Here is a 12,377-nt window from a genome sequence, read left to right as displayed (position 1 = left end):
CCGCAGTGTGGCGAGCTGGCCAGGCCCAGCGCCAGCGCACCGGCCAGCAAGGCGCCGGTGGCCATCAGATCACCCGCGAGAACCGCTCACGCTGGCGGTCGGATTGCAGGTGGCGATCGAACACCATCGCGATGGCGCGCACCACGTACCAGCCGGCGGGCGTGATGGTGATGGCGTCGTCGCCCAACTCCAGCAGGCCGGCTTCGGCCAACGGCTGCAGCCGGCGCAGTTCTTCGGCAAAGTACTGCGGCACCTTCACCAGGTGGGCCAGCTCGATGGACTCGAACTCCAGCCGGCCCTGGCACATCAGCGCCATGATCACCGCGCGGCGCAGCAGGTCGTCGCGCGTCAGCGCCAGGCCCCGTTCCACCGCGAAGCGCCCTTGCTCCAGCGCATCGGTCCAGGCCTGCAGGTCCTTCGCGTTCTGGCTGTAGGTGGCGCCGATGCGGCTGATGGCCGAGGGCCCGAGGCCGATCAGGTCGCAGTCGGGCTGGGTGCTGTAGCCCTGGAAGTTGCGGTGCAGCCGGCCCTGCCGCTTGGCCACGGCCAGCGGGTCGGTGGGGCGGGCGAAGTGGTCCATGCCGATGTACACGTAGCCCGCGTCCAGGAACTGCGCCACCGAGCCTTCCAGCATCTGCACCCGGTCGGCCGCGGCCGGCAGGTCGGCGGCATGGATGCGCCGCTGCGGCTTGAAGCGCTGCGGCAGGTGGGCGTAGGCATACAGCGCGATGCGGTCGGGCTGCAGCTCGATGACCTGGGCGATGGTGGTGGCCACGCTCAGCTGCGTCTGCCGCGGCAGACCGTAGATCAGGTCGACGTTGATCGAGTCGTACTTCAGCGCGCGCGCCTGTTTCATCAGCGCAGCCACGCTTTCGAGCGGCTGCACCCGGTGCACCGCTTGCTGCACCTTGGTATCGAAGTCCTGCACGCCCAGGCTCAGCCGGTTGAAGCCCATGGCGCGGATGGCGGCCAGGCGCTGCGCATCCACGGTGCGCGGGTCCACCTCGATGGACAGCTCGGCGCCGGGCACGATGCGGAACTGGCTGCGCAGCAGATCCAGCAGGGAGGCCAGCTCGTCGTCGGACATGAAGGTGGGCGAGCCGCCGCCCAGGTGCACCTGCGACACCGGCTGGCCACGCCCCAGGGCCTGCGCATGCAGCGCCACCTCGGTGGCCAGCGCGTTCAGGAAGGGGCCTGAGCGCTCATGCCGGCGGGTGATGACCTTGTTGCAGGCGCAGTAGTAACACACCGATTCGCAGAAGGGCACGTGCACGTACAGGGACAGCGGCTGGCCGCCGCCGACGCTGGCTTCGCTGCGCAGGTGCAGCGCATCGGCATGCTCGTCGGGCCCGAAAGCTTCGATAAAGCGATCCGCCGTAGGATAGGACGTGTAGCGCGGGCCGGGCACGTCGAACCGCCGCAGCAGTTCGGTGTTCAGCGGGGCGGTGCGCAGCGGGGTAAGTATCGCGTTCATCACACGCAACTCTGCCGGAGCCTGGCACCGCGGTGCTTGATGTGGCGCAAGTCCATGCAAGGATGGCAGCGCAACAATCGTTGACCTTGCTCAAACCGATTGGCTAAGCAGTGAACAGCCCCCACACCACCACCATCCGTATCGAGCCACTGAAGGTGGCCTGCTCCAGTTGCAACCTGCGCGAGCTGTGCCTGCCGCTGGGCCTGTCCCAGCCCGACCTGGAGCGCCTGGACACGCTGGTCGATGCGCGGCGCTCGGTGCCGCGGGGTGCTGCGCTGTTCCGGGCGGGCGATCCGTTCCACTCGCTGTTCGCGGTGCGCACCGGCTTCTTCAAGACCTGCGTGTCGTCGGAAGACGGGCGCGACCAGGTCACGGGCTTTCAGATGGCCGGCGAGCTGCTGGGCCTGGACGGCATCAGCACCGACCGCCACAGCTGCGACGCGGTGGCGCTGGAGGATTCGCAGGTCTGCGTCATTCCCTTCGGCGACCTGGAAGGCCTGTCGCGCGAGTTCACCGACCTGCAGCGCCAGTTCCACAAGATCATGAGCCGCGAGATCGTGCGTGACCACGGCGTGATGCTGCTGCTGGGCAGCATGCGGGCCGAAGAGCGGCTGGCCGCCTTTCTGGTCAACCTGACGCAGCGGCTGCAGTCGCGCGGCTTCTCGGCTTCGGCCCTGGTGCTGCGCATGACGCGCGAAGAGATCGGCAGCTACCTGGGCCTGAAGCTCGAGACCGTCAGCCGCACCTTCTCCAAGTTCCAGGAAGACGGCCTGCTGGAAGTCAAGCAGCGCCATATCCGCATCGCCGACCAGGAAGGTCTGCGCAAGCTGGTCAACGGGCCGAACTGCTGATCAAGGGCTCGGCCAGCAACTGGGTGATGGCGCCTGCCGTCGCCATCGCCGCCCAGAAGATCAGGAACGTGACGCTGTAGACCGCGTTGTTGCTCCAGCCGATCGGCTCATGGCCGAACCAGGTGAGCGAGGCCGGGTCGACCACCGCGAACACCAGCATCTCCAGCACGCCCGCCATCACGAAGGCTGGCCAGGCGATCAGCAGCGCCCGCAGCGTGAAGCTCACGGCCGCGCTCCGCCGGTGCCGGACTGCGGCATCTGCGGGGCCGCCGCGGGCTGAGGCCGCTCGGCCTTGAGCGAGGTCACCGCCCGCGGGATGCGCACGGTGCTCACTTCCGGGTCGGCGCCGCGCACCGCGATGAAGGCGGTGGCCAGGCCGGCCACCACCACGGTGGCGGGGCCGCCCATCACCAGCCAGGCGGTGGGCACGCGCCACCAGGGCAAGGCGGGTCGGTTGTCTTGTCGGTTCATGGCGTACTCCTGGGCCGGGCGTGGGGTCAGCGCGGCACGATGAAAGTGGACTTCTCGGTGATGTCGGCCGGGTGGCTGCTGCCGGCCTCGCTCACCACGCGGAACTGCACCGGATGGGCACCGCTGCCCAGGCCTTGCGCCGCCTCCGGCGGCAGCTGCACCTGCAGCACGAACCAGCGTGCCTCGGCCGGGCCCAGCGCCAGCGGGCCATGCTCGGCCAGCACCGCGCCGGGCAGGCCGGCCAGGTCGAGCCGGTAGGTCTGCGGCTCGCTGCTGGCATTCATCAGCTGCAGCCGGTAGACGTTCTCGATGCGGCCATCTTCGACGATGCGGGCCAGCGAGGCCCGGTCGCGCACCACGTCCACCTTGAGCGGCGAGCGCTGCGTGAGGCTGAAGACGAAGGCCGCCGAGATGAGCACCAGCACCGCGCCATACACCAGCACCCGCGGCCGCACGATGCGGCGCAGCAGGCGGGCCGGCTGCTGCGGGTCCAGCGCCATCGCGTTCTGCGTGGCGTAGCGGATGAGGCCGCGCGGGTAGTGCATCTTGTCCATCACGCCGTTGCAGGCGTCGATGCAGGCGGTGCAGGCGATGCACTCGTACTGCAGGCCGTTGCGGATGTCGATGCCGGTGGGGCACACCTGCACGCACAGGCCGCAGTCGATGCAGTCGCCCACGCCCAGCTTGGCCTTGTCGGCATCGCGGCCACGCTTGCCGCGCGGCTCGCCACGCTGCTGGTCGTAGCTGACGATCAGCGTGTCATGGTCGAACATCGCGCTCTGGAAGCGCGCATAGGGGCACATGTACTTGCACACCTGCTCGCGCATGAAGCCGGCATTGCCGTAGGTGGCAAAGCCATAGAACAGCACCCAGAACCATTCCCAGGGCCCGAAGCTGAGCGTGAAGGCCTCGGCCCACAGCGTGCGGATGGGCGTGAAGTAGCCGACGAAGGTGAAGCCCGTCCACAGCGCGATGGTGAGCCAGGCCGCATGCTTGCCGCCCTTGCGCCAGAGCTTTTCCAGCGTCCAGGGGCCGGCGTCCAGCTTCATGCGGGCACCGCGTTCACCTTCGAACCTGTGCTCCACCCACAGGAAGATCTCGGTGTACACCGTCTGCGGGCAGGCATAACCGCACCACAGCCGGCCGCCCACCGCGGTGAAGAAGAAGAGGCCGTACGCGCTGAGGATCAGCAGCCCGGTGAGGTAGATGAAGTCCTGCGGATACAGGATCAGGTCGAACAGGTAGAAGCGCCGCGCGCCCAGGTCGAACAGCACCGCCGGCCGGCCGTTCCAGCTCAGCCAGGGCAGGCCGTAGAACAGCAGTTGCGTGAACCACACCAGCACCCAGCGCCACGTCGCGAACCAGCCCTTGACCGACCGCGGATAAACCTTCTTGTGGCTTTCGTACATCCACACCACGCGGGCGGGCTTGGCCGCCGCAGGGGTGGTGCCGGCGGCGCCGGCAGGCTGAATCGGTGAGGCAGGCATGCGGAGCTTTAGGGGGCGGCCTTGGCCACCGGCGAGCCCTGCGACAGGCTCCACACATAGGCTGCCAGCACGTTGATCTGCTCGGGGCTCAGGCGCTGGCCATGGGCCGGCATCACGTTGGTCTTGCCGTTGTTCACCATCGCGGTGATGGCGGCTTCACCGTAGCCGTGCAGCCAGATCTTGTCGCTGAGGTTGGGCGCACCCAGCGCCTGGTTGCCCTGGCCCTTGGCGCCATGGCAGGCCGCGCAGGCGGTGAACTTCTCGCGGCCCAGGTGGGCGGCGATGGGGTCGTGCGGCGAGCCCGACAGGCTCAGCACGTACTGCGCCACGTTGTGCACGTCGGTCGAGCTGCCCACCGCAGCGGCCATCGGCGGCATCATGCCCTGGCGGCCGTTGGTGATGGTCTCGACGATGCGCTCGGGCGTGCCGCCCCACAGCCAGTCGTGGTCGGTCAGGTTCGGAAAGCCCTTGCTGCCGCGTGCGTCGGCACCGTGGCAGGCCGCGCAGTTGTTGGCGAACAGGCGCTCGCCAATGGCCATGGCCTTGGGGTCGCGTGCCAGGTCTTCGGCCGGCTTGCCGTTGAAGGCGGCATACACCGGGGCCGCGGCTTCGTGGGCCTTGGTCTTTTCGGCCTGCAGCTGCCCGGCACTCGACCAGCCCAGCGTGCCCTGGCTGCTGCCCAGGCCCGGGTAGCTCACCAGGTAGATGGCGGCAAAGGCCACGGTGATGACGAACAGCCACATCCACCAGCGCGGCAGCGGGTTGTTCAGCTCCACCAGGTCTTCGTCCCACACGTGGCCGGTGGTGTTGTCATCGGCCATCACGCGGCGGCGTGCGGCGATGAAGAGCAGGGCCAGGCAGGCCACCAGACCGATGATGGTGACGGCGGCGACGTAGATCGACCAGCCGTTGTGGATGAAGTCGCTCATGAGCCGCTCCCTTCGGTGTGCAACTCTTCATTGAAGGGCAGCAGCGCGGCCTCGTCCAGCGCGCGGCGGCGGCTGGGCAGCCACACCCACACGGCCAGCGCCAGGAAGAGGACCAGGCTGCACAGCGTCACGGCGCTGCGAAGAACATTGATGTCCATGATGTGCCTTGCGATTACTTGACGTGCGTGCCCATCACCTGCAGGTACGCCACCAGGGCGTCCAGCTCGGTGCGGCCCTTGACGGACTCGGCGGCCCCGGCGATGTCTTCGTCGGTGTAGGGCACGCCCAGGGTGCGCAGCGTCTTCAGGTGGGTGGGCAGCGAAGCGGCGTCCACCGCGGTGCGTTCCAGCCAGGGGTAGGCCGGCATGTTCGATTCGGGCACCAGGTCGCGCGGGTTGTTCAGGTGCACGCGGTGCCACTCGTCGCTGTACTTGGTGCCCACGCGTGCCAGGTCGGGGCCGGTGCGCTTGCTGCCCCATTGGAAGGGGTGGTCGTACACGAACTCGCCGGCCTGGCTGGGCGGGCCGTAGCGCAGCGTCTCGGCCAGCAGCGGGCGGATCATCTGCGAGTGGCAGTTGTAGCAACCCTCGCGGGTGTAGATGTCGCGCCCGGCCAGCTGCAGCGCGGTGTAGGGCTTCAGGCCCTCGGCCGGCTGCGTGGTGCTGCGCTGGAAGAACAGCGGCACGATCTCGACCATGCCGCCGACGGCCACCGTCAGCAGGATCAGCACGATCATCAGGAAGTTGCTGGTTTCGATGCGCTGGTGGCCGCGCGCTTGTGTGTCATGGCTCATGGTGTTGCTCCTCAGGCGCGGACGAGTTGCGGTGCGTAGGCCACGGCGCGTTCGCCGCTGCGCACGGTCATCACCACGTTCCAGGCCATCACGCCCATGCCGGCGAGGTACAGCAGGCCGCCCACCAGGCGCACCACGTAGAACGGGAAGGTGGCCTTGACGCTTTCGACGAAGGTGTAGACCAGGGTGCCGTCGGGATTGACCGCGCGCCACATCAGGCCCTGCATCACGCCGGCGATCCACATCGCGGCGATGTACAGCACGATGCCCAGCGTGGCGATCCAGAAGTGCACCTCGATGGCGGCCACGCTGTGCATCTGGCGGCGGCCATACAACCGCGGGATCAGGTGGTACAGCGAGCCCATGGAGATCAGCCCCACCCAGCCCAGCGCGCCGGAGTGCACGTGGCCGATGGTCCAGTCGGTGTAGTGCGACAGCGCGTTGACCGTCTTGATGGACATCATCGGGCCCTCGAAGGTGGACATGCCATAGAACGACAGCGCCACGATCAGGAACTTGAGGATGGGGTCGTCACGCAGCTTGTGCCAGGCACCGCTGAGCGTCATCACGCCGTTGATCATGCCGCCCCAGCTGGGCGCCAGCAGCACCAGCGAGAACACCATGCCCACGCTTTGCGCCCAGTCGGGCAGCGCGGTGTAGTGCAGGTGGTGCGGGCCCGCCCACATGTAGGTGAAGATCAGCGCCCAGAAGTGCACGATGGACAGGCGATAGCTGTACACCGGGCGTTCGGCCTGCTTGGGGATGTAGTAGTACATCATCCCCAGGAAGCCCGCGGTCAGGAAGAAGCCCACCGCGTTATGGCCGTACCACCACTGCACCATCGCGTCCTGCACGCCGGCGTAGGCCGAGTAGCTCTTCATCATGCCGGCCGGCAGCGCCGCGCTGTTGACGATGTGCAGCAGCGCCACCGCGATGATGAAGGCCCCGAAGAACCAGTTGGCCACGTAGATGTGGCGCACCTTGCGGATGCCGATGGTGCCGAAGAACACCACGGCGTAGGCCACCCAGACCACGGCGATCAGGATGTCGATCGGCCACTCCAGCTCGGCGTATTCCTTGCCCTGGGTGTAGCCCATGGGCAGCGAGATGGCCGCAGCCAGGATGACCAGCTGCCAGCCCCAGAAGGTGAGCTTGGCCAGCCAGGGCAGGAACAGCGGCGTCTGGCAGGTGCGCTGCACCACGTGGTAGCTGGTGGCAAACAACGCACAGCCGCCGAAGGCGAAGATCACCGCATTGGTGTGCAGCGGACGCAGCCGGCCGTAGCTGAGCCACGGAATGCCGAAGTTGAGTTCAGGCCAGGTGAGCTGGGCGGCGATGAACACGCCCACCGCCATGCCCACCACACCCCACAGCACCGCTGCAAGCGCAAAGCCGCGCACGGCGTCGTCGGTGTAGGCCACCGTGTTGTTTGAGACTGGATTGGCAGCCATCGGCCGCCTCCTTTCCGAGCTTGTGAGAGGACACTCGGATTGTTTGGAAAAGGCCTTCAGCCGGCCTTGATGCGGATCAAGCGGGGCCTGCTCCGTGGGAACTGACGGGAGCTTCCACGCCTTCTTGCAGGATGTCTTCGCCCGCGCGCTGCAGGTCGTCGAACTGGCCGCCGAACAAGGCCCAGGCGAACGCACCCATGATGCCCAGCACCAGCAAGGCCGACAGCGGGATCAGCAGGTACAGGATGTCCATGGGCTCACACTTGTCTAGACGAGTGGCGGGCCAGCCGCAGCGAATTGCCGATGACCACCAGCGAGCTGATGGCCATGCCCAGGCCCGATGCCCAGGGTGGCAGCAGCCCGGCCAGCGCCAGCGGCACGCAGGCGGCGTTGTACGCCGCGGCCCACGCCATGTTCTGCCGCACCACGCGCAGCATGCGCTGCGACAGCCGCCTGGCATCGGCCACGTCGGCCAGGCGGTTGGACACCACCACCGCATCGGCATGGCTGCGGGTGACCAGCGCACCTTCGCCCATGGCCAAGGACACGTCGGCCTGCGCCAGCACCGGCGCATCGTTGATGCCGTCGCCCAGCATGGCCACGCGCTGGCCGCGTTGCTGGGCCTGGCGCAGCAGCGTCAGCTTGTCCTGCGGCTGCAGGCCGCCGTGGGCGCCATCGAGCTTCAGACGCGCGGCCAGCGCCGCAGCACGCTCGGGCGAATCGCCCGACAGCAGCGTGAGGCGCACGCCCTCGGCCTGCAGCTGGCGCACCGCCTCGGCGGTGCCGGGGCGCAGCTGCTCGGCCAGCACGAAGCAGGCGAGGGCGCTGCCTTCGCAGCCCAGCCACACCTGCGGGCCTGCGGGCGCGCGGCTGCTGCCGGCCACCGGGCCTGGCTCGGCCGCGCAGACGAAGGCCTGCGAGCCCAGGCGCCAGGTGCGGCCTTGTTCGTCGCGGGCTTGCAGGCCGCGGCCGGGTTGTTCCTCGATGGCTTGCCAATCGAAGGCCACGGCCTGCCCGGCCTGGGCATCGGCCGCCAGCGCCCGCGCCAGCGGATGGCTGGACCAGCCGGCCAGCGAGGCGGCGCGCTGCTGCAGCGCGTCTGCCGGACCCACGCCGCTGGCCGCCGGCAGCCAGTGCACCGCGCTGCAGCGCAGCTGGCCTTCGGTCAGCGTGCCGGTCTTGTCGACGAAGAGCTGCTGCACGCCGGCCAGGGTTTCCAGCGCATCCAGCCGGCGCATCAGCACGCCGCGGCGGGCCAGCGCGCCGGTGGCCGCCAGCACGGCCGAAGGCGCGGCCAGCGACAGCGCGCAAGGGCAGGTGACGATGAGCACCGACACCGCCACCCACACCGCGCGTTCGGGCTCGATGAACCACCAGGCCAGTGGAGCGCCGGCCGCCAGCAGCAGCACCACGCCCAGGAAAGGCCCGGCCCAGCGGTCGGCCGCGCGCGCCAGCGTGGGCCGTTGCGACAAGGCCTGGCGCATCAGCGCCACGATGGCCTCGTGCCGGGTGTCGGCGCCCACCCGCTGCACCTGCATTTCCACCGGCGCCTGCAGGTTCAGGCTGCCGGCCACCACCGCATCGCCGGGCTGCTTGGGCACCGGGCGCGATTCACCGCTGAGCAGCGCCTCGTCGGCCTGGGTGCTGCCGCGGGTGAGCACGCCATCGGCCGCAAAGGCCTGGCCGGCCGGCACCCGCAGCACGTCGCCCGGCGCCACGCGCTGGGCGCTGACGGTCTCGGTGCTGCCATCGGCGCGCACGCGCAGCACGCTGGCGGGCAGCTGGCCCAGCGTGGTTTCCAGCTGCTCGGCCGCGCGGTGGCGGGCCGCCATCTCCAGCCAGCGCCCGCCCAGCAGAAAGCTGATGAACATGGCGATGGAGTCGAAGTACACCTCGTGCCCGAACACGCCGCCAGGCTGGAAGGCCGCACCGCTGCTGGCGACGAAGGCCACCGCCACGCCGATGGACACCGGCAGGTCCATGCCGATGCGGCCCTGGCGCAGCGCGCGCCAGGCGCCCGAGAAGAACGGCCGGGCCGAGAACCACAGAACCGGCAGCGTGAGCAGCCAGCTGGCCCAGTCGAGCAGTTGCTTGAGGTCGGGCGCCAGCTCGCCGGGGCCGGCGAAGTAGGCAGGTGCGGCCATCATCATGATCTGCATCGAGCAGAAGGCCGCGACGAACAGGCGCCAGGTGGCGCTGCGCCGCTCGGCCTGGCGCTGCGCGCGGGCACCGGCCGCAGTGTCGGGCGCCGCGGTGTAGCCGGCGCGCTGCACCGCCCCCACCAGGTCGGAAGCGCGGGTGCGGCCGGTGTCCCAGCGCACGGTCGCGCGCTGCGCGGCGGCGTTGACGCTGGCCGACAGCACACCGGGCACGTTGCGCAGTGCCTGCTCGATGAGGCCGGCGCAGCTGCCGCAGTGCAGCCCGCCCAGCGCCAGCGACGATTCGGCCACCTGCCGGCCGGCGGCGTCGGCGCTGAAGGAGGTGAAGCCCCGCAGTTCCAGCGGATCGTCGAGCAGGGCAAGGGGCGGCGCCGCAGCGCGCACCGGCGCCGCAGCCAGGGCGGCTTCGGTCATGGGGGGAATCTAGGGGGTGGGGTGGTTGTGTGCCATGACGTAGGTCAAGCGGGGGTGTTTTCCGTCTGCGGGGGAACACCCTGGGTGGGTTGGGCCGGTTTGCTCCGGGCCGTGCGGGCGGGCCCGGGGGCTTAGCTTTCGCGGTCCGCGCAAAGCGCGGACTGCCCTGCGCTACTCGGGTGGGTGGCTCCGGCCCAACTCGCCTCCGTGCGCTGGCGCGCACTGCGACTCGGACAGTCGGCCGGAAATCAGTTCACGAAGCGCGCTGCGCGCGCCGCCACCCACCCTGCGTTGCTCGGCGCTCCACATGCGCCCCCAGACCCGCCCGCACGGCCCTGCGCAAAGGGCCAGGGTGGTGCTTCGCTGCGCGGCTCGCGCTGCGCGCGTTGACAGGGCTGGCGTCATCGATACAGCATGTTGCGATGCGGGCTCTCATTGCCATGCTCGCGTTGCCAATGCGAAGTTTTCGACGCAGGTGCAGCTTTGTCAGGTGACCTCATCCATGCCGCTCCAGCTTCGAAAGGCCCAGTCACACGACTTCGCCGCACTTGCGCAGATGCTGGAGCTTTACCAGTACGAGCTGTCCGACATCTGGCCGCAGAACGCTGATGCTCAAGCCAGATACGGCTACAACCTGGAACGCCACCGGCGTGGAGACCGCTTTCACGCGCATGTGGCGCTCTCAGATTCTCAGTATGTCGGGTTCGCCTTGGTGGCGCCTGCTGCCGTCACTCGGCAAGACGGCCACTGGATGGAACAGTTCTTCATCCTCAAGCGCTACAGGCGCAGTGGCGCCGGCCTCGCCTTGGCGCAGCACGTGTTTGCTTGTCATCCCGGGCCCTGGGAGGTCGGGCAAATGTCGGACAACCACCAGGCTCAAGCGTTCTGGCGGCGCACCGTTGCCGCGGTCGTGGGCTGCCAGTACACCGAGCTGCAGGTCACGCAAGGTGGGTGGCGAGGTGTCGTCCAGCAGTTCACGGTCGGCTGTGGGGCGCGGTAGCGCCATTGAGTCGCAGTCCGGACACGACCTTCGTGCCGAACAGGTACACGTGCTTCACGGTACGGGCGCCAGCTTGCGCCGCTTGGCTCGCCCCCGCGCCGGCAGCACCACTTGATGGCGCGCCTCGTCCGACAGCAGCAACAGCTTCAGCGAAGGTCGCGCGGTGGATTGCAGGCGGCGCCACTCCTCAACGGGCACCAGCACCGCAGCTTCCGCGCCCCGGCGGGTGACCATCTGGGGACCATCCGACAGGCAGGCGTCCAACAGCTGGCTGAAGCGCGCCCTTGCATCCTGAACCGGCCAATTCGTCATGGCTGCCTCCTTCGATCGGGTCATCTGTCGAATCTGCAAGCGGCGGTGATGCTTGTCAAACCCAAGTGCTCGAGTGCCCATTGCCGTAAAATTCCTACTTCAGATTCTTACCGCGAGGGTGCCATGCTGGTTACCGACAAGGGACAAGTCACCATTCCCAAGCACATCCGTGTGGCGGCTGGCGTTGCACCTGGCAGCGAAGTCACTTTCAGCCTGGAAGGCGGCAGGATCGTCATCACGCCCGTCGGCACGAGCATCAAGGAAGACCGGCGCGCGAAGCTCAAGGCCGCGGCGGCTCGGGTGCGCGGAAGCCTGAGCCCCGAGTTCAAACAGTTGGGGGCTGACGAGATCATGAGCTTCATTCGCGGCGAGGAACCGACCAAGGGCGCAGGTCGCCGTGGCGCTCGCTAGCCTGGCCAGCTACGACGGTTCGGCGGGTGTGCTCGTCGACACCAACGTCTGGGTGGACTGCATCGACGAGGCCAGTCCCTGGCATGACTGGGCGATAGAGCAGTTGCAGGTGTGCAGCGAGCGAAGTCCGCTGCACGTCAACCTGGTCATTTACGCAGAACTGCTGATCCCAGGGCCGGACGTCCGCGCTCTGGACGCGATGCTCGACATCTATGAAGCGCTGCGCTCACCCCTGCCGTGGGCCGCTGCGTCGCTGGCCGCTGCCGCCTACGCGATGTACCGGCGTCGAGGCGGGTCCAGGCACAAGCCATTGCCCGACTTCTTCATCGGGGCGCACGCGGCCGTGTCCAACCTCTCGGTGCTGACGCGAGATCCCAGGCCCTACAAGAGCTACTTCGCCAAGCTGCAAGTGATCGCACCTTGAGCGGCTGCGCCTGAGCCCCTCGGCGCCGAAAGAACAAAAAAAGGGCCGCATGCTGCGGCCCCCGTCACCCAGCAAAGCGGCTGGCGCTTACGCCTGCGGCTCATCCCCACCCGAAGTCAGCAACGGAATGCTGCCTTCCGAGCCCGCACCCAGCAGGCCCACGCGGGTGTAGATGCCCAGCTTCTGGCGGGTGTCCTGGAT

At 68.5% G+C, this 12,377-nt stretch carries 15 protein-coding genes; 4 read left to right on the top strand and 11 right to left on the bottom strand.

Annotation, left to right across the window (positions count from 1 at the left end; translation table 11 throughout):
• Positions 1 to 64 precede the first annotated feature (64 nt).
• On the bottom strand, positions 65 to 1,474 hold the full coding sequence (gene hemN, locus ABNT58_RS28940) for an oxygen-independent coproporphyrinogen III oxidase (RefSeq protein WP_348756802.1): 1,410 nt from the start codon (positions 1,472 to 1,474) through the stop codon (positions 65 to 67).
• Positions 1,475 to 1,584: 110 nt separating this feature from the next.
• Here hemN and fnr point away from each other — a divergent pair, with 110 nt between their 5' ends.
• Positions 1,585 to 2,325, top strand: a complete 741-nt coding sequence (fnr, locus tag ABNT58_RS28935; protein ID WP_348756801.1) for a fumarate/nitrate reduction transcriptional regulator Fnr — start codon at positions 1,585 to 1,587, stop codon at positions 2,323 to 2,325.
• Here the strand turns inward: fnr and ABNT58_RS28930 are convergent.
• The 9 genes from ABNT58_RS28930 to ABNT58_RS28890 form a co-directional block, all read right to left on the bottom strand.
• Positions 2,306 to 2,551: a hypothetical protein gene (locus tag ABNT58_RS28930; RefSeq protein WP_348756800.1), complete on the bottom strand. Its 246-nt coding sequence runs from the start codon at positions 2,549 to 2,551 to the stop codon at positions 2,306 to 2,308. The genes fnr and ABNT58_RS28930 overlap by 20 nt on opposite strands.
• Entirely contained in the window at positions 2,548 to 2,796 is a 249-nt protein-coding gene (locus tag ABNT58_RS28925; RefSeq protein WP_348756799.1) for a nitrogen fixation protein FixH, read from the bottom strand. Before ABNT58_RS28925 ends, ABNT58_RS28930 begins: the two co-directional genes overlap by 4 nt.
• A 26-nt stretch (positions 2,797 to 2,822) precedes the next feature.
• On the bottom strand, positions 2,823 to 4,205 hold the full coding sequence (ccoG, locus tag ABNT58_RS28920) for a cytochrome c oxidase accessory protein CcoG (RefSeq protein ID WP_348756803.1): 1,383 nt from the start codon (positions 4,203 to 4,205) through the stop codon (positions 2,823 to 2,825).
• A gap of 86 nt (positions 4,206 to 4,291) precedes the next feature.
• The gene (gene ccoP, locus ABNT58_RS28915; protein ID WP_348756798.1) at positions 4,292 to 5,212 is read right to left on the bottom strand and encodes a cytochrome-c oxidase, cbb3-type subunit III; all 921 of its coding nucleotides are present in this window, start codon (positions 5,210 to 5,212) and stop codon (positions 4,292 to 4,294) included.
• Entirely contained in the window at positions 5,209 to 5,370 is a 162-nt protein-coding gene (locus ABNT58_RS28910; protein ID WP_348756797.1) for a cbb3-type cytochrome c oxidase subunit 3, read from the bottom strand. Before ABNT58_RS28910 ends, ccoP begins: the two co-directional genes overlap by 4 nt.
• 14 nt (positions 5,371 to 5,384) lie before the next feature.
• Positions 5,385 to 6,005 (bottom strand): cytochrome-c oxidase, cbb3-type subunit II, encoded by a 621-nt coding sequence (gene ccoO / locus ABNT58_RS28905; RefSeq protein WP_348756796.1) that lies wholly within the window; start codon positions 6,003 to 6,005, stop codon positions 5,385 to 5,387.
• 11 nt (positions 6,006 to 6,016) lie between these two features.
• Positions 6,017 to 7,456 (bottom strand): cytochrome-c oxidase, cbb3-type subunit I, encoded by a 1,440-nt coding sequence (ccoN, locus tag ABNT58_RS28900; protein WP_348756795.1) that lies wholly within the window; start codon positions 7,454 to 7,456, stop codon positions 6,017 to 6,019.
• A 76-nt stretch (positions 7,457 to 7,532) separates the two neighbouring features.
• Positions 7,533 to 7,709 (bottom strand): cbb3-type cytochrome oxidase assembly protein CcoS, encoded by a 177-nt coding sequence (ccoS, locus tag ABNT58_RS28895; RefSeq protein ID WP_348756794.1) that lies wholly within the window; start codon positions 7,707 to 7,709, stop codon positions 7,533 to 7,535.
• A gap of 4 nt (positions 7,710 to 7,713) precedes the next feature.
• Complete coding sequence (locus tag ABNT58_RS28890) at positions 7,714 to 10,029, bottom strand: cation-translocating P-type ATPase (RefSeq protein WP_348756793.1); 2,316 nt, start codon at positions 10,027 to 10,029, stop codon at positions 7,714 to 7,716.
• 502 nt (positions 10,030 to 10,531) lie between these two features.
• Between ABNT58_RS28890 and ABNT58_RS28885 the strand changes: the two genes are divergently transcribed.
• The gene (locus ABNT58_RS28885) at positions 10,532 to 11,029 is read left to right on the top strand and encodes a GNAT family N-acetyltransferase (RefSeq protein ID WP_348756792.1); all 498 of its coding nucleotides are present in this window, start codon (positions 10,532 to 10,534) and stop codon (positions 11,027 to 11,029) included.
• 54 nt (positions 11,030 to 11,083) lie between these two features.
• Here the strand turns inward: ABNT58_RS28885 and ABNT58_RS28880 are convergent, their stop codons facing one another.
• On the bottom strand, positions 11,084 to 11,365 hold the full coding sequence (locus ABNT58_RS28880) for a type II toxin-antitoxin system Phd/YefM family antitoxin (RefSeq protein ID WP_348756791.1): 282 nt from the start codon (positions 11,363 to 11,365) through the stop codon (positions 11,084 to 11,086).
• A 99-nt stretch (positions 11,366 to 11,464) separates the two neighbouring features.
• Between ABNT58_RS28880 and ABNT58_RS28875 the strand changes: the two genes are divergently transcribed.
• Both ABNT58_RS28875 and ABNT58_RS28870 read left to right on the top strand, forming a co-directional pair.
• On the top strand, positions 11,465 to 11,752 hold the full coding sequence (locus tag ABNT58_RS28875) for an AbrB/MazE/SpoVT family DNA-binding domain-containing protein (protein WP_348756790.1): 288 nt from the start codon (positions 11,465 to 11,467) through the stop codon (positions 11,750 to 11,752).
• The gene (locus ABNT58_RS28870; RefSeq protein WP_348756789.1) at positions 11,739 to 12,176 is read left to right on the top strand and encodes a type II toxin-antitoxin system VapC family toxin; all 438 of its coding nucleotides are present in this window, start codon (positions 11,739 to 11,741) and stop codon (positions 12,174 to 12,176) included. The genes ABNT58_RS28875 and ABNT58_RS28870 overlap by 14 nt, the downstream gene beginning before the upstream one ends.
• The last annotated feature ends 201 nt before the right edge of the window (positions 12,177 to 12,377 follow it).

The organism is uncultured Aquincola sp., assembly GCF_964001545.1.
Lineage (GTDB): Bacteria > Pseudomonadota > Gammaproteobacteria > Burkholderiales > Burkholderiaceae_C > Aquincola.
The sequence above is the reverse complement of the archived record's forward strand: the minus strand, read 5'-3'. Positions and strand labels throughout refer to the sequence as shown.

Coding starts and splice junctions, on each gene's coding strand:
- ccoN (WP_348756795.1), bottom strand. CDS start 7,456: ATGGCTGCCAATCCAGTCTCAAACAACACGGTGGCCTACACCGACGAC.
- ABNT58_RS28910 (WP_348756797.1), bottom strand. CDS start 5,370: ATGGACATCAATGTTCTTCGCAGCGCCGTGACGCTGTGCAGCCTGGTC.
- ABNT58_RS28875 (WP_348756790.1), top strand. CDS start 11,465: ATGCTGGTTACCGACAAGGGACAAGTCACCATTCCCAAGCACATCCGT.
- ccoS (WP_348756794.1), bottom strand. CDS start 7,709: ATGGACATCCTGTACCTGCTGATCCCGCTGTCGGCCTTGCTGGTGCTG.
- ABNT58_RS28880 (WP_348756791.1), bottom strand. CDS start 11,365: ATGACCCGATCGAAGGAGGCAGCCATGACGAATTGGCCGGTTCAGGAT.
- hemN (WP_348756802.1), bottom strand. CDS start 1,474: ATGAACGCGATACTTACCCCGCTGCGCACCGCCCCGCTGAACACCGAA.
- ABNT58_RS28890 (WP_348756793.1), bottom strand. CDS start 10,029: ATGACCGAAGCCGCCCTGGCTGCGGCGCCGGTGCGCGCTGCGGCGCCG.
- ABNT58_RS28885 (WP_348756792.1), top strand. CDS start 10,532: ATGCCGCTCCAGCTTCGAAAGGCCCAGTCACACGACTTCGCCGCACTT.
- ccoO (WP_348756796.1), bottom strand. CDS start 6,005: ATGAGCCATGACACACAAGCGCGCGGCCACCAGCGCATCGAAACCAGC.
- ABNT58_RS28925 (WP_348756799.1), bottom strand. CDS start 2,796: ATGAACCGACAAGACAACCGACCCGCCTTGCCCTGGTGGCGCGTGCCC.
- ccoP (WP_348756798.1), bottom strand. CDS start 5,212: ATGAGCGACTTCATCCACAACGGCTGGTCGATCTACGTCGCCGCCGTC.
- ccoG (WP_348756803.1), bottom strand. CDS start 4,205: ATGTACGAAAGCCACAAGAAGGTTTATCCGCGGTCGGTCAAGGGCTGG.